23 protein-coding genes and 1 pseudogene are annotated in these 20,731 nt (G+C 42.2%); 1 reads left to right on the forward strand and 23 read right to left on the reverse strand.

Annotated features, from left to right (window positions below):
• Window positions 1-20: 20 nt before the first annotated feature.
• From IPF37_06295 to IPF37_06335, 9 genes and pseudogenes are all read right to left on the reverse strand, one after another.
• A complete protein-coding gene (locus IPF37_06295; GenBank protein QQR49128.1) occupies window positions 21-722 on the reverse strand; it encodes a nucleotidyl transferase AbiEii/AbiGii toxin family protein in 702 nt (233 codons plus the stop codon).
• Between the two features lie 2 nt (window positions 723-724).
• Entirely contained in the window at window positions 725-1,309 is a 585-nt protein-coding gene (locus IPF37_06300; protein ID QQR49129.1) for a hypothetical protein, read from the reverse strand.
• Window positions 1,310-1,520: 211 nt separating this feature from the next.
• The gene (locus IPF37_06305; protein ID QQR49130.1) at window positions 1,521-2,384 is read right to left on the reverse strand and encodes a DUF4143 domain-containing protein; all 864 of its coding nucleotides are present in this window, start codon (window positions 2,382-2,384) and stop codon (window positions 1,521-1,523) included.
• Window positions 2,385-2,404: 20 nt separating this feature from the next.
• Entirely contained in the window at window positions 2,405-2,710 is a 306-nt protein-coding gene (locus tag IPF37_06310; GenBank protein QQR49131.1) for an AAA family ATPase, read from the reverse strand.
• A 534-nt stretch (window positions 2,711-3,244) separates the two neighbouring features.
• A complete protein-coding gene (locus IPF37_06315; GenBank protein ID QQR49132.1) occupies window positions 3,245-3,646 on the reverse strand; it encodes a hypothetical protein in 402 nt (133 codons plus the stop codon).
• Window positions 3,643-4,389, reverse strand: a pseudogene (locus IPF37_06320) (IS5 family transposase). The gene IPF37_06315 and the pseudogene IPF37_06320 overlap by 4 nt, the downstream one beginning before the upstream one ends.
• A 63-nt stretch (window positions 4,390-4,452) precedes the next feature.
• Window positions 4,453-5,388 carry a hypothetical protein gene (locus tag IPF37_06325; protein QQR49133.1) on the reverse strand — a complete coding sequence of 312 codons (936 nt, stop codon included), beginning with the start codon at window positions 5,386-5,388 and terminating at the stop codon, window positions 4,453-4,455.
• Between the two features lie 41 nt (window positions 5,389-5,429).
• The gene (locus IPF37_06330; protein ID QQR49134.1) at window positions 5,430-7,154 is read right to left on the reverse strand and encodes an alkaline phosphatase family protein; all 1,725 of its coding nucleotides are present in this window, start codon (window positions 7,152-7,154) and stop codon (window positions 5,430-5,432) included.
• Window positions 7,151-8,851, reverse strand: coding sequence for an alkaline phosphatase family protein (locus IPF37_06335; protein ID QQR49135.1), 1,701 nt, complete (start codon window positions 8,849-8,851; stop codon window positions 7,151-7,153). The genes IPF37_06330 and IPF37_06335 overlap by 4 nt, the downstream gene beginning before the upstream one ends.
• Before the next feature lie 90 nt (window positions 8,852-8,941).
• Here IPF37_06335 and IPF37_06340 point away from each other — a divergent pair, with 90 nt between their 5' ends.
• Window positions 8,942-9,910, forward strand: a complete 969-nt coding sequence (locus tag IPF37_06340; protein ID QQR49136.1) for a hypothetical protein — start codon at window positions 8,942-8,944, stop codon at window positions 9,908-9,910.
• Here the strand turns inward: IPF37_06340 and raiA are convergent.
• The 14 genes from raiA to IPF37_06410 all read right to left on the reverse strand — a co-directional run bounded on the left by raiA (window position 9,907) and on the right by IPF37_06410 (window position 20,468).
• The gene (gene raiA, locus IPF37_06345; protein ID QQR49137.1) at window positions 9,907-10,263 is read right to left on the reverse strand and encodes a ribosome-associated translation inhibitor RaiA; all 357 of its coding nucleotides are present in this window, start codon (window positions 10,261-10,263) and stop codon (window positions 9,907-9,909) included. The genes IPF37_06340 and raiA overlap by 4 nt on opposite strands.
• Window positions 10,264-10,286: 23 nt before the next feature.
• The gene (locus IPF37_06350; protein QQR49138.1) at window positions 10,287-11,066 is read right to left on the reverse strand and encodes an ATP-binding cassette domain-containing protein; all 780 of its coding nucleotides are present in this window, start codon (window positions 11,064-11,066) and stop codon (window positions 10,287-10,289) included.
• Between the two features lie 3 nt (window positions 11,067-11,069).
• Entirely contained in the window at window positions 11,070-12,398 is a 1,329-nt protein-coding gene (der, locus tag IPF37_06355) for a ribosome biogenesis GTPase Der (protein ID QQR49139.1), read from the reverse strand.
• Between the two features lie 47 nt (window positions 12,399-12,445).
• On the reverse strand, window positions 12,446-14,269 hold the full coding sequence (gene dnaX / locus IPF37_06360; GenBank protein ID QQR49140.1) for a DNA polymerase III subunit gamma/tau: 1,824 nt from the start codon (window positions 14,267-14,269) through the stop codon (window positions 12,446-12,448).
• Window positions 14,270-14,454: 185 nt separating this feature from the next.
• The gene (locus tag IPF37_06365) at window positions 14,455-14,994 is read right to left on the reverse strand and encodes an ankyrin repeat domain-containing protein (protein ID QQR49141.1); all 540 of its coding nucleotides are present in this window, start codon (window positions 14,992-14,994) and stop codon (window positions 14,455-14,457) included.
• A gap of 29 nt (window positions 14,995-15,023) precedes the next feature.
• Window positions 15,024-15,428: an ankyrin repeat domain-containing protein gene (locus tag IPF37_06370; protein QQR49858.1), complete on the reverse strand. Its 405-nt coding sequence runs from the start codon at window positions 15,426-15,428 to the stop codon at window positions 15,024-15,026.
• Between the two features lie 66 nt (window positions 15,429-15,494).
• Entirely contained in the window at window positions 15,495-15,989 is a 495-nt protein-coding gene (locus IPF37_06375) for an ankyrin repeat domain-containing protein (GenBank protein ID QQR49859.1), read from the reverse strand.
• A gap of 62 nt (window positions 15,990-16,051) precedes the next feature.
• Entirely contained in the window at window positions 16,052-16,603 is a 552-nt protein-coding gene (locus IPF37_06380) for an ankyrin repeat domain-containing protein (GenBank protein ID QQR49142.1), read from the reverse strand.
• 37 nt (window positions 16,604-16,640) lie between these two features.
• Window positions 16,641-17,246, reverse strand: a complete 606-nt coding sequence (locus IPF37_06385) for an ankyrin repeat domain-containing protein (GenBank protein ID QQR49143.1) — start codon at window positions 17,244-17,246, stop codon at window positions 16,641-16,643.
• Window positions 17,239-17,976: an ankyrin repeat domain-containing protein gene (locus IPF37_06390; GenBank protein QQR49144.1), complete on the reverse strand. Its 738-nt coding sequence runs from the start codon at window positions 17,974-17,976 to the stop codon at window positions 17,239-17,241. Before IPF37_06390 ends, IPF37_06385 begins: the two co-directional genes overlap by 8 nt.
• A 3-nt stretch (window positions 17,977-17,979) precedes the next feature.
• On the reverse strand, window positions 17,980-18,549 hold the full coding sequence (locus IPF37_06395; protein ID QQR49145.1) for an ankyrin repeat domain-containing protein: 570 nt from the start codon (window positions 18,547-18,549) through the stop codon (window positions 17,980-17,982).
• Window positions 18,546-19,190: an ankyrin repeat domain-containing protein gene (locus tag IPF37_06400; GenBank protein QQR49146.1), complete on the reverse strand. Its 645-nt coding sequence runs from the start codon at window positions 19,188-19,190 to the stop codon at window positions 18,546-18,548. The genes IPF37_06395 and IPF37_06400 overlap by 4 nt, the downstream gene beginning before the upstream one ends.
• Window positions 19,191-19,302: 112 nt before the next feature.
• Complete coding sequence (locus IPF37_06405; protein QQR49147.1) at window positions 19,303-19,947, reverse strand: ankyrin repeat domain-containing protein; 645 nt, start codon at window positions 19,945-19,947, stop codon at window positions 19,303-19,305.
• 170 nt (window positions 19,948-20,117) lie between these two features.
• Window positions 20,118-20,468 (reverse strand): ankyrin repeat domain-containing protein, encoded by a 351-nt coding sequence (locus tag IPF37_06410; protein ID QQR49148.1) that lies wholly within the window; start codon window positions 20,466-20,468, stop codon window positions 20,118-20,120.
• Window positions 20,469-20,731: the final 263 nt, after the last annotated feature.

Raw genomic sequence — 20,731 nt, forward strand, 5'->3', positions numbered from 1 at the left:
AATCTCCCTTCCATTTTTTTTTAAAGCGAAGCCAGTCTGACTTTTAGTAAAAAAATAGTTTCGGTTCGCATGTGTGTTTTTGCCCAAGCTTTCTGTTTGGTATCAAGCAATTCTCCAAGGCCAGATAAGATGCCACGATCACTTATTGTTTCAAGTTCCGTAATGCATTTTTGTAAAAATTGTTCTATTGAAAGGCCGGTTCTTTTCTCAATAATTTCAGCATTGATGGGCCAGTGATTATGTAAAAAAAACCATGTATCAAAAATATCACGATTTGTTTTTCCGATACGTTCAATCATGGCAACCATCTTGTGGGCAGCCATATCTTCTCTGATCATAACTTTCATAGGAATGCCAAGATATGTTTTGAGAGCGTAGCAAGAGCCAAAGCTTCGGCGATTTATCTCAACCTTAATATTATAAGCATTGTGAAGTTTATCATGATAAGAAAGAAGGAAAAAAAGACTGTATCGCTTTTCGCGAGCTTCTTTAATGGTTCCATATTTTGTTAGAATCGTTTTTACGTGTTCCATGACTTGTTTTTCCTCCGTTGGATCAAGTAAATCAAAATCTAAATCAACTGAAAATCGACTCAGATCATAAAACAAATAGGCAGCGGTACCACCTTTAAAACCCAAGAAGGGACCAATGGATTGATTCGTATAGATATCTTTTAAAATGTGAATGAGCTTATTGTGGTGAGTGCTTGTTTCGAGCGTCATAATTAAATCCTACCTTCTTTAAATGCTTTAATGAAAGCATGCACTTTTTTGGTCATGCGTTTGTTGTTATAGACTGGCAGCAACGCTAATACTTTGTCAAAATCAAGTGGTGCTAGATTATCGAAATGATAATCTTTATTGAGATAAAGGACGTCTAAAAACGCTCGCTCTTTTGAGGCAATATGATAGCGATCTCTTGCTTCAAGACCGGCTTTGTTGGTAAGAATGGTATCTTTAATTTTGCGAAATGAATACTCATGACCATCGCACATAATATCTTTGCTTTGATAGCTGGCAACAAAAATACGTTTATAATATTGGAACACTATGCCTGCTTCAACCAAAATGGTTTCAAAACTTATGTATGCTGGCGTAAAAATTTTAGTTGCTAGTTCAAGTCGATCATAATCTTTATTTTTTGCGTAAAGCCCGCGGCGAATGGCATAAAGCTCGCCCTGTTGAACATAGTAATGTAAACGTCGTTTGAGCAGCGCTGGTTTTTTTTCATTCGAAGCCAAAAGGATTTCTTTAAAAGAAAAAACGGTGCCGGATGATCGCAATATGTTTAAAATATTATTTTTTTCCATTTTTTGAATCCAGTTAAAATATATCAAGTATGAGTTAAAGGTAACATGTGGCGTTACCTTTAACTCATATCGTAACGCTTTGGGTCAAAAAGGCAATTGAGCAACTGGTGGTAAAAAGTGCTTGCTTCGTTCAAGTGTAGTAATGTGGGGAGTTTAAAAGCAATAGTTTTGCTTGTCCGACATTTCTACGGGAAATGGCGCGGCTTGCTCGTCATTTTGATGTAGATATCAAATCGATTAATTCGTGTGCCATTTGCCATCCAACAATAGTTCCTGCTGTGCGCGCTTGCTTATGCATGCCGGCATACAGAACATAATTATGCACGGGTGTTGATTCGGCTATTTCCTGAAATTTGGTGAGGTTATTGAAATAGCCATCATCAATTTTTTCGTTTGATTTAATTTCAATCGGGGTGAGCTTGGTGCCTTGGTCGACAAGACAATCAACTTCTAGGCGGCCGTTCGCGTCACGCCAGTAGTACAACGGCGCTTTCAAGCCTCTGCTAAAATATTCCTTAAACAAATCAGCAATCATGAGGCATTCAAAAAGTGGCCCACGAAATGAGCTGAGCGCAAGTTCTTCGCTTGAACGGATATTGAGCAATGAGCAGGCAAGGCCAGTATCATAAAAATAAAGTTTAGGTGTTTTTACGATGCGCTTACTAAAATTTTTGTAATATGGATTGAGTAAGAAAATAATATAGCTTGCTTCAAGGATTGAAAGCCAACTTTGTACGGTTTTTTGTGCAATGCTGCATTGTGTTGCTAGGTCAGAAATATTTAATTGTTGCCCAACGCGCGCTGCGCACAATTGCATAAAACGTTGAAAGGTATGTAAATTTTCAACATTGACCAGTTGGCGGATATCGCGCTCAACGTATGATTGAATGTAGGAAGGATAAAATTCTTCCGGTGCGATAGTTTTGGCATAAATGCGTGGGTAGGCGCCAGACAAAATAACGCTGTGCACGTTATCGTTTAGAAGTGTGCTTGCTTTGAGTTCTTGGATAGAAAGCGGTAGTAGTGTCAAGATGCCAATGCGCCCAGCAAGCGATTGCGTGACTGCTTGATTCATTAAAAAATTTTGTGAGCCAGTCAAAACAAAATAACCAGGTCGATCTTTGTATCTACATCAAGTTGAATGTACGACAAAATTTCAGGAACATACTGAAATTCATCCAAAATAATACCATGATCATTCTCAAACTCACGTAAGAAACCTTGTGGGTTTTCTTGAGCAAAGGTGCGGATGGCTGGTTCTTCAAAGTTAAGATATTTATGGTTGTTAAAAATATCCTTAACCAGTGTGGTTTTTCCGGATTGTCGAGGGCCAAACAGGCCAACAACGGGGAACTTGGCATAGCGCAACAGGGCTTGTGTTATGGTTCTTTTAAATATCATGGCGGTCTCCCAAATTTTTATAGATATTCGATTATGTTAAATGTAGCACGGTATTTTTGAGCCCGCAATAAAAACTTGTGCTAATTTGTACCTTGATTGCCAAATTAGCACATTGTTGCAAATTGTGGCGATCTGGGCGACATTTTATGGCTTGTCCGACATTTATTTGGGAAATGGCGTGGCTCATTCGTCGTTTGAAAAAATGAAGGGCGTTTCAAAAACAGTAAAAATGGCTGGGGTCTTTTTTTAGAGCGAAGCCAGTCGGACTTTGAGTAAAAAAATAGTTTCGGTTCGCATATGTGCTTTTGCCCAAGCTTTCACTTATTTTTTACTAATGGAGCCGTTCAAATTCTTCGACAAGCTTCCGACTTCGCTCTTTGAGCTTCGACGGACACGCAGAACGAACGGCTTCAGAGGCCTGGCTAATTTGTGAAGATTTAAAGCGCGGTAGAAAATGAAAGAGGGGACGCTTTTTTATAGCATCCCCGTAAATCCTGTGAATGATAATCTTAAGATTTAAAATAATTAGAAATTTTAGTTCATAAAATTCGATTCTGTTAATCCCGCTTCTCGCGATCCAGGGGCTGGTCTGCTTGAGCTATTGTCTAATTTAATTTTATCTGGCGACATTCCCGTTTCTTTTGCTATGCGAATGTGAGCTTGTTCGTCGGTTTCTCTTGTTGGCGCTATCGGTTTAATCGGCGCTACTGGTTCTGGCGTTTGAACTGCAGCCGGTTTTGCTGGTGGGGTAAAGAGTTTCTTATTTTGATCGTGATATTTCTTGTCATCAGCTGAAGCGGCTGCTATATCTTGCATTAATTTTGCAGCCTCTTCTGGCGTGTTGGCTCCTTTTTTCATAGCAGCTTTTAGACGATCAATCTTTTGATCATTTTGTCTGATATTTCTTAAGTTCTCTAGGTTCTGTTGACTTTTCATCGTAACCATAAAATTGCTCCAACAAAAGAAACGAACGATAAGTAATTCTGGGCCTTTTTGTCAAAGCGAGAAAAGACATGTCTGAAGTGTTTGATTTTAGAGAAAAACATTCAACGAGATGTCTTTCTTTGTAAAGATGCTCATCATATTCATACTGAATCTTTCTGTTAGATCGAGGCGGAATAACAACCGTACATTTTGATTATTTAACAAAGTTCGTAATGCATCAGAATCATAACCTCGGTCGGCTATCACACAAGAATTTTGGGTTGCTTTGAGCAGGGTTTCAGCTTGCGTTATGTCATTTCTTTGACCAGGAGTTATTATAATTTTTAGTGGGTTGCCCAAGGCATCCACTGTCGCATGAATTTTTGTAGTAAAACCACCTTTACTTCTTCCCAAGCCTTCTTCACTTTGTTTGCCATAACCCGCTGCGCAAGGATGCGATCTTACTATTGTGGCATCAATCATGACGTATTCAAGGTCGGGGTCGTCAGCACAAAATGTTAACAATTTTTCAAAAATTTTCTTTTTACTCCACACATCAAATCGCTTGAATACGCTATTCCAGTTGCCATAACGGTCAGGCAGTTCTCGCCATTGAGCGCCTGTTTTTAAAATCCAATACACACCCACTATGAACCTCTTACAAAGACCTTCATTTCTAACATAAATACCTTTTTCTTTTTAAGAAACTGATATATTTTCCGCCACGCTTCATTTGTGATATACTCTCTTTGCATGATAACGCCTTTTTGAGTTTTTAATAAACTCGTTTTTTTTGTTGGTGTTATCATGCACTCAAATCACATTTTTGAAAAGTCAACAGAACCTAAGCGTTCTTTTTGCAGGCTTACTGATGCGTCATTGCTTTGAATTGCTGTTAATTCTTGTTTGCTAATGGATTTATTCGCGAGTGAGACTTTGAGTTCGCGATCTAATGTACCAGCTAAAACTTTATTTTGGGCCGCTATAAAACGTGGATCGCTTTCTGGTTTCTGATTGCCTTCTTGTCTAATTTGTTCGCGAATTCGATCTCGTTGATTTGTCAATGAAACGACATTCTTTTTTGCCTGCTTTACTTCTTGCTTAGCTCTATAACTTGGTTGTAAAATGCCTCGTACGTTTTGCACGTTGCTTTTGAAATTTGAGAAGAAGCTTGGTCTTTGTGGTGATTGTTGGACTTGTGCTACGGCTGGGGTGTGAGAAGTTCTATATTCACGTTTTGGTAAATTTGATGATGAAGATCTTCTACCAAGTATCGCTGCTGTTGGGTCGCCAACTCCTAAATGATCTGGGTGGTGGGGATTTGTAGTTGCGCGTTCATGTTGAAGTGTTGGTGCTGAACCTTGATGAGAAGAAAAAGGGCTTACATATGCGCTATCTTTTTTAGAAGTCGAAGGTCTTCTACCAAGTATTGCAGCTGTTGGGTCGCCAACTCCTAAATAATCTGGGTGGTGTGGATCTGTAGTTGCGCGTTCATGTTGAAGTGTTGGTGCTGAACCTTGATGAGCAGAGAAAGGGCTGACGTATTTGTTCGGTCCTTCTGGGCTAAGCCCAAGTCCTTGTGCGCCCTTACTTCGTGCGTATGCAGCCGAAGTACTTGCCGGCTGGTGACTCTCGGTGCCGATCATGGATGGTGGCGGTGAAGCTGGAAAACGACTACTTCTTGCACTTGCCTCAACAGAGCTTTGCATGCTCAGTGCGAGCACCGCAAATGCTAAATACTTCATAAATTTCATGCTAAAACTCCTTCTTCAGTTTGATTAATAGATATATAAAACTAATCTTTTTTCTCAAAAACTCCTGGCAACACATCGCGTGTTGATGCTGATGGCTTGTTGACTTTTAAAATCTTTGCCAACGTTGGTGCTAGTTGCGTTGTGGAAACTCTTTCGGTAATTTGTTTTTTTTCAAACATACCTTTTTGATACAAAATAAGCGGCACGTGCGTGTCGTAGTCGTACGGCGTGGTATGCTTGGTGCCGTTCACGCGTCTGGCAATAAACGAGTACATGTGCGGCATGCAGACCAAGTCGCCCGTTCTGCCGACATACGTTTGGTTCTGATACAAATATTCAAACGAGGTTGGAGCAAAGGTTGATTCAATTAATTCTTTGGGCGTAAACACTTTACGAATGCCCGGCTTACTTTCTAAATAATCTTTTAACTCTTGAACAATAAGTTCTTGCTTCTTTTCATCAACCGTTGCGAGTGCTTTTTTATTCAGATAAAACATGGTTGTTTTAAACGTTTGGATAATATTTTTGACGTTATATTTTTCTTCAACCAGATTGTTCATGTCTTTTACCAGGTCGTCATTAAACAAGCGCGTTACAAAGCCAAAGCCGCGTTCGCGCATTTGTTCAGGGATTGGCGAAACACCATGGTCGGCCGTGAGCGTAAACAGCACATTTTCAGCGCCTGCTTTACCTTCGGCGTAGTTCATTAAATCTTCAAGTTGTTTGTCCAAATGACAAATCGTGTCGATAATTTCAAGGCTGTTGGGGCCAAAGATATGGCCAATTTTGTCCAGCGCTGAAAAACCGACCCAGACTACCAGCGTGTCGTCGTTATCTTTTTCGAAATGCTTGTCGATACATTCCTTTGCCAAATCTGCCAGCAGGCCATTGGCCATGGGTGTGCGTTGGAAAAGGTGGGGCGTATCATACTTGTTGGTGGTGTCACGTTGGCCAAAATTGAGCGGTGTTTTGTTGCCCGCCAAGCGCAACGTGGTGCCGGCAAAGCGATAATCCTGATTAGTAAACTGTTGGTACATTTCATGGTCTTCTGGCTGGCAGAGCGGCCAGTCTATTTCTTTTATTTTTGCAACGTCGTTACGTTCGTTAAAAGATTTGAGCCATTCAGGCATTTCTTTGCAATAAGCTTTGCTGGTGGTAAAAATATTGTCTTCGTCGTTAAACCAAATTGCTTGGCCCGCTTTACCAGCCATGGCAATGGCGGCGCGTGTTTTGAATGACAAGGAAAAAACAACGTTTTTGCTGTCTGGTGTTGATTGTGCAACCAGCTGGTCTGACAAGGTGTCGACCATCAAAAGTTTTGCTGACGCATTGTAATTCATGGTTCCGGTGCGGCCAAACACGGCAGCGTCGGAGCTTTCGTCTTGCGTTGCGCGTACCTTGTTGCCGTTGGCGTCTGCCCAGGCATTTAAAATGTACCCGTGGTCTTTGGCGCAGGTGCCCGTGCTCAACGTTGCATGCCCGGTTGCGGTTGCTGGCGAGCCATGCGGATGGTTGGCGCGCTGAAAGCTTATGCCGTTTTCTATGAGCTTTTTTAAGCCGAAGTTAACGTAGTCCTTGAGCATGGTCATGTAGTGGTTGGCGAGTTGGTCGACCACAAAAATGAGTACGAGTTTTGGTTTTTTTTGATTTGTCTGGGCTGGCTTGCCAGTCGTAGCCACGTCAGGGCGTAGGCTGGGATGCACGCACGTCACCAAAATGCTGATGATCATGACGGCCGTTAGGCTCTTTATAATTTTTTTAATCATGGCTTTACCTCGTCAAAAATACCGGGCAGTACGGGATAGGTGCCGGCCGATGGTTGTACAACGCCCAGCAGGTAAGAAAGCGTGGTGGGGAGCTGGGGAATATAAACTTTTTGCTTAATAGTTTGTGGCGCAAAGCGCCCGTGCTGGTAGAGAATGAGCGGCACATGCGTATCGTAATCGTACGGGGTGTTGTGCGAGCAGCCTTTTGGATACCGCGTGATCAGGCAGTAGGGCTGTGGCATGATAATCAGGTCGCCCATCCGCGAATCGTACAAATGGTTTTTATAATAACTTTCAATATCTTCAGGTCTAAACGTTGCTTTTTCCAGCTCGTCGCGCGTCCACACGCGCTTGATGGCAGGCTCTTGCAACAAGATATCTTTAAGATCTGCCAGGATGGCATTTTTTTCTTCAACCGTGAGCGTTTCTGTTTGTTCTTTGCTGAGCACAAAATAGGTTGATTCAAAGGCTTGAACTACCTTTTCAACGTCATATTTTTCAGCAATAAAAGCATTCATTTTTTCAATCAGTGGTTGAACCATCACGCGTCGTGCCTGCTTAATACCTTTTTGATACGAAAGCTCTTGGATTGGTTGGATGCCGTGGTCGCCCGTGAGTGCAAATAGTACGTTCTCTTTACCCATTTTATATTGTGCGTACAACATAAAATCTTGAATTTGTTGATCGAGGCGGTAGATCATGTCGATCGCTTCCAGACAATCAGGGCCATAAAAATGCCCAAGCAGATCAAGGCTACTCAAGCAGAGCCACATGATCATGTTATTGGGCGATTGTGGCTCAATAGTATTGTCAATACAGTTTTTTGCTAAATCAAACAGTAGCTGGTTTGCATGAGGCGTTTTGTTGTACAGATCGTACGGGCTTTTGTTGGTGCGATCAATGGGGATTGCGTTGTCTGAAATGAGCCGAGTTTTTAAAGCGGCGTAATCATAATTATCGATAAACGGAAAATTGTAGGCCTGGCTGTCGCGGGGATAGAGAGTTTCCCAGCGCACTTCATCAAGCTTGGTTGGGGCATGTTTTTCGTTAAAATCTTCAAGCCAATCGGGCAGCTTTTCATAATATTGTTTGCTTGAGGTAAAGCGACCGGTCAGGTCGTCAAACCAAATGGCCTTGCCCAGGCGGTTAGCGGTTGCCATGGCGGCCTTGGATTTTATGGAAAGTGAGATAGCGATATTGCGCTTATCGTTTGGCGATGAAAGGACAAATTGGTCGGCAAAGGCATCGACCATGATGTTGCTGGACGAGCGTTTTAAATCTTTATAGGTTGTTTCTTGATCTTTAAAAACGTTGGCGGGGCTTGCCGTGCCTTCATCTTTTATACACTCTATCGCTTTGCCATGTTTGTTGTACCAGCGGTTACCGGTAATGCTGTGGTAGGTTGGTGTGGTACCGGTACTTAGTGAACTATGGCCTGGGCACGTTTCGGGAATAGCGTGCGGATGGCAGGCGTTGTCGTAGCAAAGGCCTTGCTCGAGCAGTATTTTAATGCCATGATTCAGGTGTGGTTTGAGTTTGGTGATGAAGTGATGCGCGAACTGGTCAACTACGATAACGATGGTCAGTTTTGGATTTTTTTTAACCAATCCTTGGTTAGAAGCCATAACCTGCGGTATGCTCCAAACGAGCATAAAAAGGAGCGTTGGAAATAATTTTATGGTGTGTATAAAGCTCATGGTTTGTCCCTTTTTTTTAATTTAATTCAGATTTCTACATCACTATCTTACAATATTTTCTAATTGAAAATAAATAGTTTTGGTAAATATATGATAAAAAAAAGAGTTGGGTCGGTAATTTTTTTATTTTTTTTTCTTTTTTCAGGCCATGTGCGTACTGCAACAGGGGGGCTTGAAAGTGATCTTACGCGCATTATTGCCACGCAGCGCATTAAGTTGCAGATCCGCTTGTCGAGGGCTGATGAGCTTATTTATTACGATTCTTTGCTTTGCTCTCTTGATTATGAGGGAGTTATCATCAAAGGCTTTAAGACGGCCCATGAGCCAGTGGTGCGGCATGTTGTGGCCTTGCGGGCAGACAAAAAGGTGGTACAGGCACCCCTCCGCCTGACGTTGCGGCTTGCCTTTAATAGCGCGGCCCAACTCTTTGGGTCTGATTTTTACAAGACCACATTATATGTCAGTTTTGTTTCTTTAGATCCTCGGGGCCGGCACACGTGCCATTATCTTAGGTTGCCGTTGGCAGGTGGTCAGGTAATAAGCCAGGCACCCGCTCGTAGTGGTGTGCGGGTTTGTGATGTAGCGGCATCGAGTGGCCTTGCGTCTGCGACCAAGAGGGGGCAGCTATTGCTGCCAGATCAAACTTCTTTTGTATTAGATCCTGTCGCGCGCATGCTTGTTCGGTTGCGCTATGCGGTAACTGATTTAGTGAACGAAAATTGGTGTTGGTTGTTATATTTGCTGATTCTGCTGGTGGTTGTAGCAACATCGTTAGGTATGATGGCTACTACAACCACGCAGCGGAGTTTTGAGTGGCTTTGCCAGGTGCGTCTTTTTGGTTTTGTTGGTTGTCTTTTACTTACCACCAGGTTTATGCCGCGTACATTGTTTTTTCCGCTTGAAGCGCTGCTGTTTTTGATACTTGGCTTATTTCTGGTGCGCCCGGTGCCCGCCTTGCCTGTTGGTTGGGTCATAATGCGTTTTAGCGCGGGAGCAGCATTATTAGTTGGTGTTTTTCCCTTGTTGGTCAAAGCACTATTGGTCTTTTGTGGTTATTAGAATTTGTCTGAACCGAATTTGTTTTTTTCGTTTTCAAACTTACGATTTCTGTCGTTCTTTTTTTCTTTTTCTTTTTTCAAGAGCGCAACCATGGTATCAATTGTGTTATCAACCACGATGTACATATCGGTACCTTCTTCTTGCGCATTCAGATCAAACTGTGATGTTTTTACGTGCAGGTGTGCTTCGTGATGAGGATGAAGTTTGTTGGCGCGTAAGTGAAACTCGATATTAAATGGATGCATATTTTCAGCATTTTCAAGCACGTGAGTTAATTTTGCTAATTTTTCACGAGCATGCTCTTCGAGTGGGTTTGAATGTTCCATGTTCTGGAAGGAAATTTTGATGTTCATAGTTGCCTTTTCATAATCTTCTTTTACAAAAATCTCTCTGCAATTTCACTATAAAACTGATTTCCGAGATAGCGTTCTTGAGTGTCTTTGTTTGCAAGGATTTCTTTGATGGTGCCTGATGTTACAACACGTCCTTGCATGATGACATAAACCACATCTGCTATCGACAAAAGCTGGTCAACATGATGATCCGAAACCACTATACCAATACCAGATTTAGCCATATCTGTAAATATTTTTTTTAATTCGTAAATTGATTTTGGATCGACTCCAGCGAATGGTTCGTCGAATAAAATAAGCTCTGGATGCATTAATAGAGCACGCACTACTTCAAGTTTGCGTTTTTGCCCGCCAGATAAAACGCCTGCCTTTTGTGGCAAGCTGTGCATCAGTTGTGTTTGTTCAAGCCACTCATTACGTTCAGCTTCAAATGCTGTTTTGGTTTTGTTATGCCAGTATGAATGATATGCATAAACAAGGTTCAGGTTGTCTTGTACGGTCATGCTTTGGAATAGTGAGCTGCTTTGTGGCAAGTAAACGAGACCACGGTTGACGCGTTGATCGACGCGCCAACCATTGATTATTTCATGATCAAGAGCAACGATATTTTTTTTGTGTGTAAGATCTGCCGTTGGTGCAGTGTTCAGGCCCATGATAGTGGTTAGTAGCGTGGTTTTACCGGCGCCATTGGGGCCTAGTAAAACGGTTACAACACCACTTTTAGCATTGAACGAAATATCGTACAAAATCTGTTTGGAGCCAAATTGTTGGCTTAAGGCAACAACCGAAAGCGCCAGGCTCATACGTTATACTTTTTTTACGCTAAATTGGATTGGACAGCCTTTAAGATCGTATCGTGAACGAATAATGTTTTCGATAAATCCAAGCTGCGTTGGTCCAAAAAATTCTGGGTAGTTAACATGCAGTACAAACGTTGGAATTTGTGCGGGAACATTACGAATCTTGAAAAGTCTGAGTAAAATTCGTTTGTGATACATTGGCTTAGCACTTAAGTTTTCTTTAACAAATTCATCAAGTTCAGTTGAGTTAAAGCTTTGTCCACAGCGCTTAACTAACGCATTGACGTTATCAATAACTTTGTGCAGATTTTTTTTGGAAAGGCACGAAATGTTAATTTGTGGTGTCTTTTTCAACACAAAATTATATTCTGCTTGGCTGCTTAAAAGCAATGATTTGGTGTAATCGTCTTCTTTGATTAAGTCGGTTTTGTTGTACAAAATGACGACTGGTTTGTGAACTTCGTACACGTAAAAAAGCAGCTTTAATTCTTGGTCGGATATTTTACCTTCAGACGCATCAATCATCAACAAAACAACGTCTGCTTCGCGAATTGCTTCCATTGAACTTTTAACCATGAGCTGTTCAAGTTCATCGTCAACGCGGCTTTTTTTGCGAACACCGGCAGTGTCGACCAATTGAATCAATTCGTCAGCGTACTGGAGCATTTCGCTAATTGGTTCACGCGTCGTGCCGGCAACTGGCGACACAATGGAACGTTCTTGTTTGAGCAATAAATTCATGAGCGATGATTTACCAACGTTTGGTTTACCAATGATAACCATTTTGTAACGTGGTACTTCGCCTTCGATCTCGGTTGGCTGTGGGACGATGTCGGTGATGCGTTCAAGCAATCTACCGATACCGGTACCGTGGATACTTGATACAGGAAGCAGCTCATCAAAACTTAAGGCGAAAAATTCCGACATGTTATCTTCAAGTGCGCGGCGGTTGTCTGCTTTGTTGATGATGACGATAACCGGCTTTTTGGTGCGATGCAAAATTTTAGCAATATGCAGGTCGCCTTGCGTAAGGCCGTTTTTGCCATCGCAGACAAACAGCAGCAACGAGGCATTGTCGAGAAGTTTCAAAACCTTTTCTTGAACACGCGTTTCGATTTCCGTCATATTGCGTTTAAATTCAAAACCGCCGGTATCAATAAGTTTAAAGGTTTTGTCTGCCCACGTAATTTTTTCTTCGATATAGTCGCGGGTGACGCCTTCGCGTTCAAATACGATACTTTTTTGTTCGCTTGCAAGGCGGTTAAATAATGTTGATTTACCAACATTCGTTCTACCAACTAATACAACCGTTGGGTACTTTACCTTTTTATTCATTGCTTACCAGGTCCTTACTGCTTTAAAGTCAGAATGTAATTAAGAATTTAATGAGAGAGTTTAGTCTTCTTTATTGTACCCGGAAAATGGCTGGTAAGCAAGTTTGCCACGGGCCATTTCTCTTTGTCCTGTACATCAAATGCCTCTAAAGCCGGGCCTTGTTTTGAGGCCGGGGCATTGTATTGGCGGTAGACAGGCTTGGCTGCCTGGGTAGGAGCTGCCGGTTTAATGCTGGCCGGGTCGATGGTTGGGCTGAGATTTGGTGCCGGTTTTGGGCTGACTGGCTCGGCGTTGTGCGCAAAATTGAACCCGGTAAAATAGTCGAAATGTTGTTTGAGGTACCCTTGCCACAGTGTCGCACTTTCTTTAATTTTTTCTTTAAAGAAGTTGCTGTTGCTGCTCAACTTGATGGTTATGGAGCCACTTGCTCGGTCATTGCCCAAAAACCGTGTTTGCATCAAAATGGAGTTTAAGAGCTGGTCATCGCTTTTAGCCAAGACATTTTCAACAAACGCCTTCCATTTTTCGCTATTTTCTACCGAGCTGTCAACAGGGATGGTCACGACCAGCTTGGTTTCGCTTTTTTCAACGGTGGCTTTGGCCTGGCCCTCATTTCTTGCCAGAGGAGCGGGTTCAGTGCTTTTTATATTTGGAGTAGGAGTGGCGTGACTGGCTTTGGCTGAGTGAGTGCTCGGTCCAGTATGATGATCGCTTGACGGGTCGTTTTTGATAACGTTTTTATTTTCTGGGGTTGTCGTTTGTTCGCACAGCTGCAGCAAGATGATTTCTAAAAAGGTATGTTTTTGGCTAGTTTGCTGAAACAGTGCTTCCTGGCTCAAGAGCAGCTGCATGATGGCATGAAGTCTGCTGAGAGAGCATTTTTCCGCCTGTGCGGCCAAAGCTTCATGCTGCTTGCTGAATGAGTTGGGGATGGTGGTAACGCCATATTTTGTCCACAAAACGGCTCGGCAGAGTGTAACCAGTAAGTGCCAGAGCGTGAGTGGGGCGATGCTATGAAATGAAATTTCTTGTAAATAGGTAATGATGCGTTCTGGTTTGCGGTCAAGCACCAGCTCAAAGAGCGTTAAGCCAACGGTATTGCTTACTTTGCCCAAAACGCGCAGTGCTTCGTCGGCGGTGATGTGGCTACTTGAAAAACGGACTTGTTCAAGCAGGTTGATGGCATCGCGTGCACAGCCACCGGTTTCTTCAACCAGAATTTGGATCGCTTCATCGTCAATGCTAATTTTTTCTTGCGTGCAAATCGCCCGCAGGTGGTCTTGCAAAGAAACGTTGTTGATGGCAGAAAAGGTGAGTTGGAAGCAGCGAGATAAAACTGTTTCTGGAATTTTTTGTAATTCGGTTGTTGCCAAAATAAAGAGCACCGTTGCGGGTGGTTCTTCTAAAATTTTTAAAAAGGCGTTAAAGGCCGCCTTGCTGAGCATATGTGCTTCGTCGATCAGGTAGACTTTCTTTTGGCCAAAAAGTGGCACGTAGGAAGCAGTTTCAATAATTTGGCGGACATTGTCTACGCCGGTATTTGAGGCGGCGTCAATTTCAATAAAGTCGGGGTGGTTGCCGCGGATCATGGCCGTGCATGATGTGCAGGCAAGGCAGGGAACTTCGTTGCCAACTGGTTGTTCTTGAAAGCGTGGTAGTTGTAGGCAGTTGAGGGCGGCAGCAAAAACGCGAGCGGTTGATGTTTTACCACAGCCGTGCCGGCCGGCAAATAAATAAACCGGAAAATATTTTTGTAAGTATAAACTGTTTTTGAGCATGCGAATGGGGATCTCTTGGCCCACCACGTGGGAAAAGTTTTGTGGGCGCCATTTGCGAGCTAAGTTCAGGGAGTTTTGTGTTGCGTTAGTCATGTACTGCCACCATAGATTCTTTGAACTGTGAAGCTTTTCTCAAGATGTTACGAATGTACACTGATTTGAGGTTGGTTACAAGTGCTGAGGTTATTCGGTGGAAAAAAGTCTTTTTTTAATAAGCTTTATTTCTTTTTTTGATTTTTTGTTTTTTACAATTTCTGCTTTTTTCATACAATCTTTGTTTACGAAAAAAGACACAGCCCAAGACAATGACCTATTTCAATCTGTTTTTGATTGTCATTCAGCCCGAGCCGTTGCTTTGTTCCTGTTACCCACCCTTGCAATTCTGTTTCTTCCTGAAGTACGCTCATATCAGCGTTGCCTTTAATGATCAAAAAATCAGCGCATGTATTATTGCCGGTTTCTTTGCCGTGCAAAGCGGCATAAAAAAGTGGCGTTTTTCCTGTGTTGTCAGTGCTTTCAACGTCTGCCTTAATTTCTAGAAGTTTTTTTGTAATTTTAATGTTTCCTGAAATGGCGGCGTGATGAAGAGGTGTTTTTCCTTCGCTGTCTTGATCATCTGCATATATTATTTTTTCGAGGGTAATGCCACATTTTATCGCGCGATATACAAAGATACATGGTCGCTCTGCGGTCGGTATGGCTATGAGGATAATGCCGTTGGTTTCATATACAAAGATGGCTGGTCGTTCTGTTGCCGGTGTGGCATTTGTTACAAAAGCAAGTACTGCTAAAAATAGTCCAAAAAATTTTTTGTTCATGATCTACTCTTTCTGTTGTGTTTATAATCTTACGAAATAACCCATGCTATCAAGCCAAGACAATCGCAGTTGTCAAACGATTCTTGCATTTTTTTTGCTTTTAAAAAAGATACAATATCTGTTTTTTTTGCTCGTTGAGCAAGTCGTTTGGCAGAGTTGCCGACATACGGCCCATGTTCAACGATAAGATCAATATCTGCTTTTCCATTATCAACCAAAACATGTGTGCATGCGAGATAGCCAAGCAAGGCAGCATAATGCAAAGGAGTAAAGCCTTCTTCGTCAAATTCATTAACGTTGTATTTTTGTGTGTCGATGAGGCTGATAAGAGAAGTTATGTTGTTTTTTTTTACTGCCTCATGAAGTGGTGATGGGTTAACTTTTGTCGTGAATGCAATTGCTACTGAAAATAAGAAGACATATAACTTTTTCATAATTTCTCTTAAAAAAATGGTGCGGTTTAACGCCGCACCGTGGAATATTTTTTATGTAGTTATGGACTAAAAATGTGCTTCTGAATCACTTTCAGAATTTTGATCTTGATCGTTATCTGAATCAGTATCGGGATTCCATATTTCAACCCCTTCTTCTTCTTCTTCTTCTTCCTCAGTGCCTGCAATTCTATGAATAGTTTCTGCTACCCAATTATGTAAATCTTCTTCTTCAAGGAGTACGTTGATATCGGCATCGTACTCAGTTATGAGCATGTCGGCGCATGAGTTGTTGCCGGTTTCGTTGCCATACACAGCTGCGTAATAAAGAGGTGTTCTTGTTTCATTATCGCATTCTTCAATGTTAGCGCCTAAAAATAGAATGGCTTGTGCGCGTAGGGTTGCGCCATTTGAAGCGGCTCTATGAAGAGCGGTTTGGCCCTTGCTGTCTTTGTGATTAACGTTAAACCAATCAAATATTGCTTGTGCTGCTGGATTGGCGTTTGAGATGAGTGCAAGTGTTAAAAAAACGAGGTGAATACCTTTTTGTACATGGTCTGAAATCTTTCAAAAAAAATATAGTGGCACTTGTTGTGTATACAGATAGTGCGCGTAATGAAGCGCTTTTAGTTGTTGTTTTTATGAAATAGTGTCCCTTTCATGTTTGCTACGTATTTATTGATTTTGTTTATTTCTTGTTCTTTTTTATTACCTTCTTTTTTTAAAAAACTTTCAAAATTTTTGTGTCCTTTGATTTTGATAAGTTGTTCAACTGTTTTGCCAACAAATGCCCCTTTTTGTATTACTAAGCGGATGTCGACGTTATGTGCTAACAAAAGGCGTGCGCAGTCAGGATGATCGTACATAACTGACCAGTGTAGTGGTGTAAAACCGTGTTCATCGAAAGCATCCATGTTGACTTCTTTTTGGTGAAGAAGAAGTTCTAGACATTCTCGATGGCCATTTTGGGCGGCATAATGAAGCGGGGTAGAACCGAGCGCATCTGGTTTGTTGACGTCGCACTTTCCGGTCTGGAGTAGCTTGTATAGTTTTATATCATCGCCGATACGAGCGAAATAGTGAAGCGTTTGATCAGGGAACTCAGGCTCTGCTGCGGGTATTGCGTTAGCGATGAGTGTCATGGTGATTAAAAATGGTGCTATAACGCTTTTGTTCATGATTAATTAGGTTCCATAAAGTTGTATGTCAGTGTGTTTATGTGATGATGCAGCTCCAGTCATAGCTTGTGCCTGCTGATTGAGTTTGTGTTTCGAGATGTTCTTCTGTCGTTTGATTAATTGATGCGCTTGGTATTTCTTCTTTCGCTTCGTGATCGATAATTATTTCAGTTTCTTGTGCTTCTAAAAGATCGAGGAGAGGGTGGTTGCGTTTGAAATTTGCTAAATCCTTTGCGGTGTAATCTTTAAACGTTCCTGACTGAACGCCAAGTGTAATATCTGCACCATTTTTGACAAGTATTTCGGCAGATGCATAGTGGCTGCTCTGTGCAGCCAAGTGGAGCGGTGTATAGCCATTATCGGTGGCAAGAGCGTCTTTGTTGGCACCGTGTTTAATAAGTTCAGCTACGCAGGTAGGGTGGTTGTTAAGCGCAGCAGCATGAAGAGGGGTAAGGTCGCGATCGTCGGCTTGATTTATGTCATACACGTTACTGTTGAGTAATTTTTGTAAGGTATCGAGTTTGCCAAGGCGTGCCGCATCATGCAGTGGATATTTTGCTACCAAAGAGTCGCTTCTTCCCATGGGCAGCGCGTTGGTGGTGAAAGCGAGGGCGACTAAAAGTAGTCCGAGTTTTTTATTCATAATTTTGTTCCATGTTCATAAAAAATGAAAAACAACAATCAACAAAGTAATTGGATTCATCGTTTTCGTAGTCATACATTTCATGTGGCTGATAGTGTAATGTTGACTCACGATTTTTTTGTTCCTGTTCCAACAGTGGCACCAAGTCTGAGCAGTGTGTTTTAGTGATCATTAAAGGCGTGTGGTTGGCAAAATCGCCGTCTCTCACCATCATGGTCAGACTAGCAAGCCCGAATTTAACAAGTCTTTGTGCACACGCAGCGTTGCCGTTAATGAGCGCGAGGTGGAGTGGGGTGTAACCATTGCTTATTGTTTGAGCTTCAACATTTAACGCTGTTCTGTTTATGAACAATTGTTGTATGCATCCAGCATGTCCCATTTCAGCCGCCCAGTGAAGTGCCGTGTAGCCCTGGCTATCGGCTATCGTTGCATCTGCTTTTGCATCAAGTAATTGTTTTAAACATTCAGCTCTTCCGAAACGAGCAGCAAATTGAAGTGGGGTGCGTCCACGATCATCGAGGTGATTTATGCCATACTTTTTACCTTCGAGTAATTTTTGTAAGGTGTTGAGCATGCCAGCGTAAGCTGCGTGGTGTAGCGGGTAGGTGGCGCTATAATTATCACATTCAATGGTTAATTGGTCTGCAGCTTCAGCATAAGGCATCATTGGCAGCGCGTTGGTGGTGAAGGCGAGGGCGACTAAAAATGATGCTAAAAATTTCTTGTTCATGATCTATACCGGCTTTCTTAAGAAATCTGCAAGGGCGAGGTGGCCATTGGAAAGAGCAAGTTGTCCAGGTGTACGGCCCTTATTATCTTCTGCCTGCCAGTTGGCGTTGGCTTTACAAAGTGTCAGTACACAGTCAACCCTGCCACGTGCCGCTGCAAGATGGAGTGCTGTTCTGCCGTCATCATCTACAGCCTCAATGGGAGCTCTACGGTCTAAAAGTACTGCTACGCATGTATGATGGCCGCCCAAGGCAGCTTTATGAAGTGGTGTTTTTCCATGCGATATTGCTTTGCAATCAATTTTTGCACCATGGTCGAGCAGTACTCGCAGGCTTTCAACGTTGCCGCGCTCGGCAGCCCAGTGGAGTGGTCCTTCGCCAGTCTTCCAATGCTGAACGTTAACATTGATAGCATTGATACCAGATCCTTTGAGCAGCAATCTGAGACTGTCAGCCTGATTATGTAAAATAGCTGTGCGAAAAAATGTGAACAGCTGTTTTGACATCAGCGCGTTCATCGTGGCGCTGGTAGTGAAAGCGAGGGCGACTAAAAGTAGCCCAAGTTTTTTATTCATGATTTTTTTCCAATCGAAAACTTACCGAATGGAAATCTACGTGCTTTGGGAAGCGGATTGATTGGCTGCTGTGTTTGGCGAGCAATCAGTGTCAATATTTCTGCAAGTTGTGTATGGCCATGTTTTGCTGCTACTACTGCGGGGGTTTGGCCGCTTTCATCAAAAGCCATTGTTTTGGCTCCGTTTTCGACTAATATTTTTACACAAGCATCATGGCCTTTGATGGCTGCCAAATGAAGGGGTGTTTGTTTTAACCTGTTTTGGCAATTAACGTATGCTTCGTGTTTTATAAGTTCTTTTACGCATTCAACTTTTCCTTCATGCGCGGCATAGTGCAGTGGTGTGTGTTGAAAATGATCGGCAATGTTAACGAGTGCTCCTTCTTCAAGAAGGGTTGATAAGCATTCAACATGGCCAAGTTGAGCGGCACTGTGGAGCGGCGATATGCCCGTATTAAAATGCTGCATGTTAGCAAGATTGAATTTAGTTTGCGCTAAATTGGTTTGTATGAGCGCTCGCAAAGCAGGATGGTTGTTGCATTTGACGATACTCACTAATTCGCTCCAGAGCGGAATCATTGACGACGCGTTGGTGGCCAGCGTGAGTGAGGTTAACAGGATGGTAAAAAATTTTTTATTCATATTTTTTCCCCAATTTTTTCCAATGTACGATGTGCTTGAGTGAGTTGTTGGTAGTGAGTGGTGGTGGTGTTGCTGGAGGGACGATAAGCGTCCCTCCAAAATATTAATGTGCTTATTGTTGAGCTGGTTGGTCAGCAGCTGGTGTTGCTTCTGGTGCTGAGCTTGAAAACCAGGTACTTGGGTAGAAAATAGAAAAGTTTGATGGTTCTTCTGGTTTAGCTTCTGCTAGTCTTGCTGTTTCAATAAAGAATTTTACTAATGCTTCATGACCTAATACTTCTGCAAGTTCTGCTGCGCTATAATCTTTATGTTCGAAGCGAGCTTTAAACCCAAAAGCATCGGCCTTCCCTGTGATGACGAGTGTGTGTGCGCAAGCAAAGTGGTTACCTTTGACGGCCATATGAAGAGGTGTATCTCCATTGATTGCGGCTGTATTACTGTCAACTCCTCGGCTGAGCAAAAGATTTACAATTTCTTCACGACCATGATAAGCAGCAACGTGGAGGGGCGTGATACCGGTGTTGTCAGCTAATGCTACGTTTGCTCCTGCTGTAGCAATAACTTTTTTTGCAAAGTCGGTGTTGTTAGTTTCAATGGCATAATGAAGAGGCGTTTTGCCCAGTGCGTCTTGTTTATTAAGAGTTTGGTCGATGAAAGTACGAATTGTTTGTTCTACATCTTGAGATTTTGCTGCTGGTTGTACATAAACGGTGAAAGTGAGGGCGACTAAACATGATCCTAAAATTTTTTTATTCATGATTCAAATTCTCCCTGAAAAAAATAATACAACATGACACACAACACGAGAGCGAGGTTTTGGGCGGCTTCTCCTTTTCTAATTGAGTTTTACGATTACAACTTCTCAGATTTATTTTTCGTTTTTGTAAGTACTTGAGAGGAATTTTTTTGGTCGTGGTCTTCTTATCGTTAACTTCTTAAAAATTGCGCCATTTTTTTATGTCCCTTTTTTTCTGCAAGATCTGCTGCGGTATCGCCTTTGTTTGTTGTGAGAAAGCGATTCGCGCCCATTTGAACTAAAACAAATACACACTCACCATAACCATTCGCGGCAGCAATGTGTAATGCTGTCCAGCCTTGTCTATCTTGAGCATTAACGTTAACTAGTCGTGATGCTAACAGCTGTGCTATGTTATCAGGGTTATTATTCATTGCTGCAAAGTGAAGGTCGGTTTGGTAACCGGACTGGCGAGCTGCAGGAAGCGCGTTGGCGGTGAGTGTTAACGTGATGAACAATAATTTTAAAATTTTTTTATTCATGATTTAATCTTTCCGCATAAAAAATTACATACTATGACACAAAAAGGATGGTGATTGTCGACGAAGTTTCTCCTTCTTTGTTTAATTTTTACCATTCCTATTCCTTTTCATTTGTTGGGTTTGTATAATTGATGGTATGATAGTCCTTTGATTAACAGATAGCAATGCTCTTGTGCATTAAAAATTATTTTGTTGAATCCCTTGAGGTGTTTGTTATCAAAATTTTGGGATGCAAAGATAGTTTTTGCATTAATCAGTGCGGT

Source organism: bacterium, from assembly GCA_016699045.1.
Taxonomy (GTDB): Bacteria; Babelota; Babeliae; order Babelales; family RVW-14; genus AaIE-18.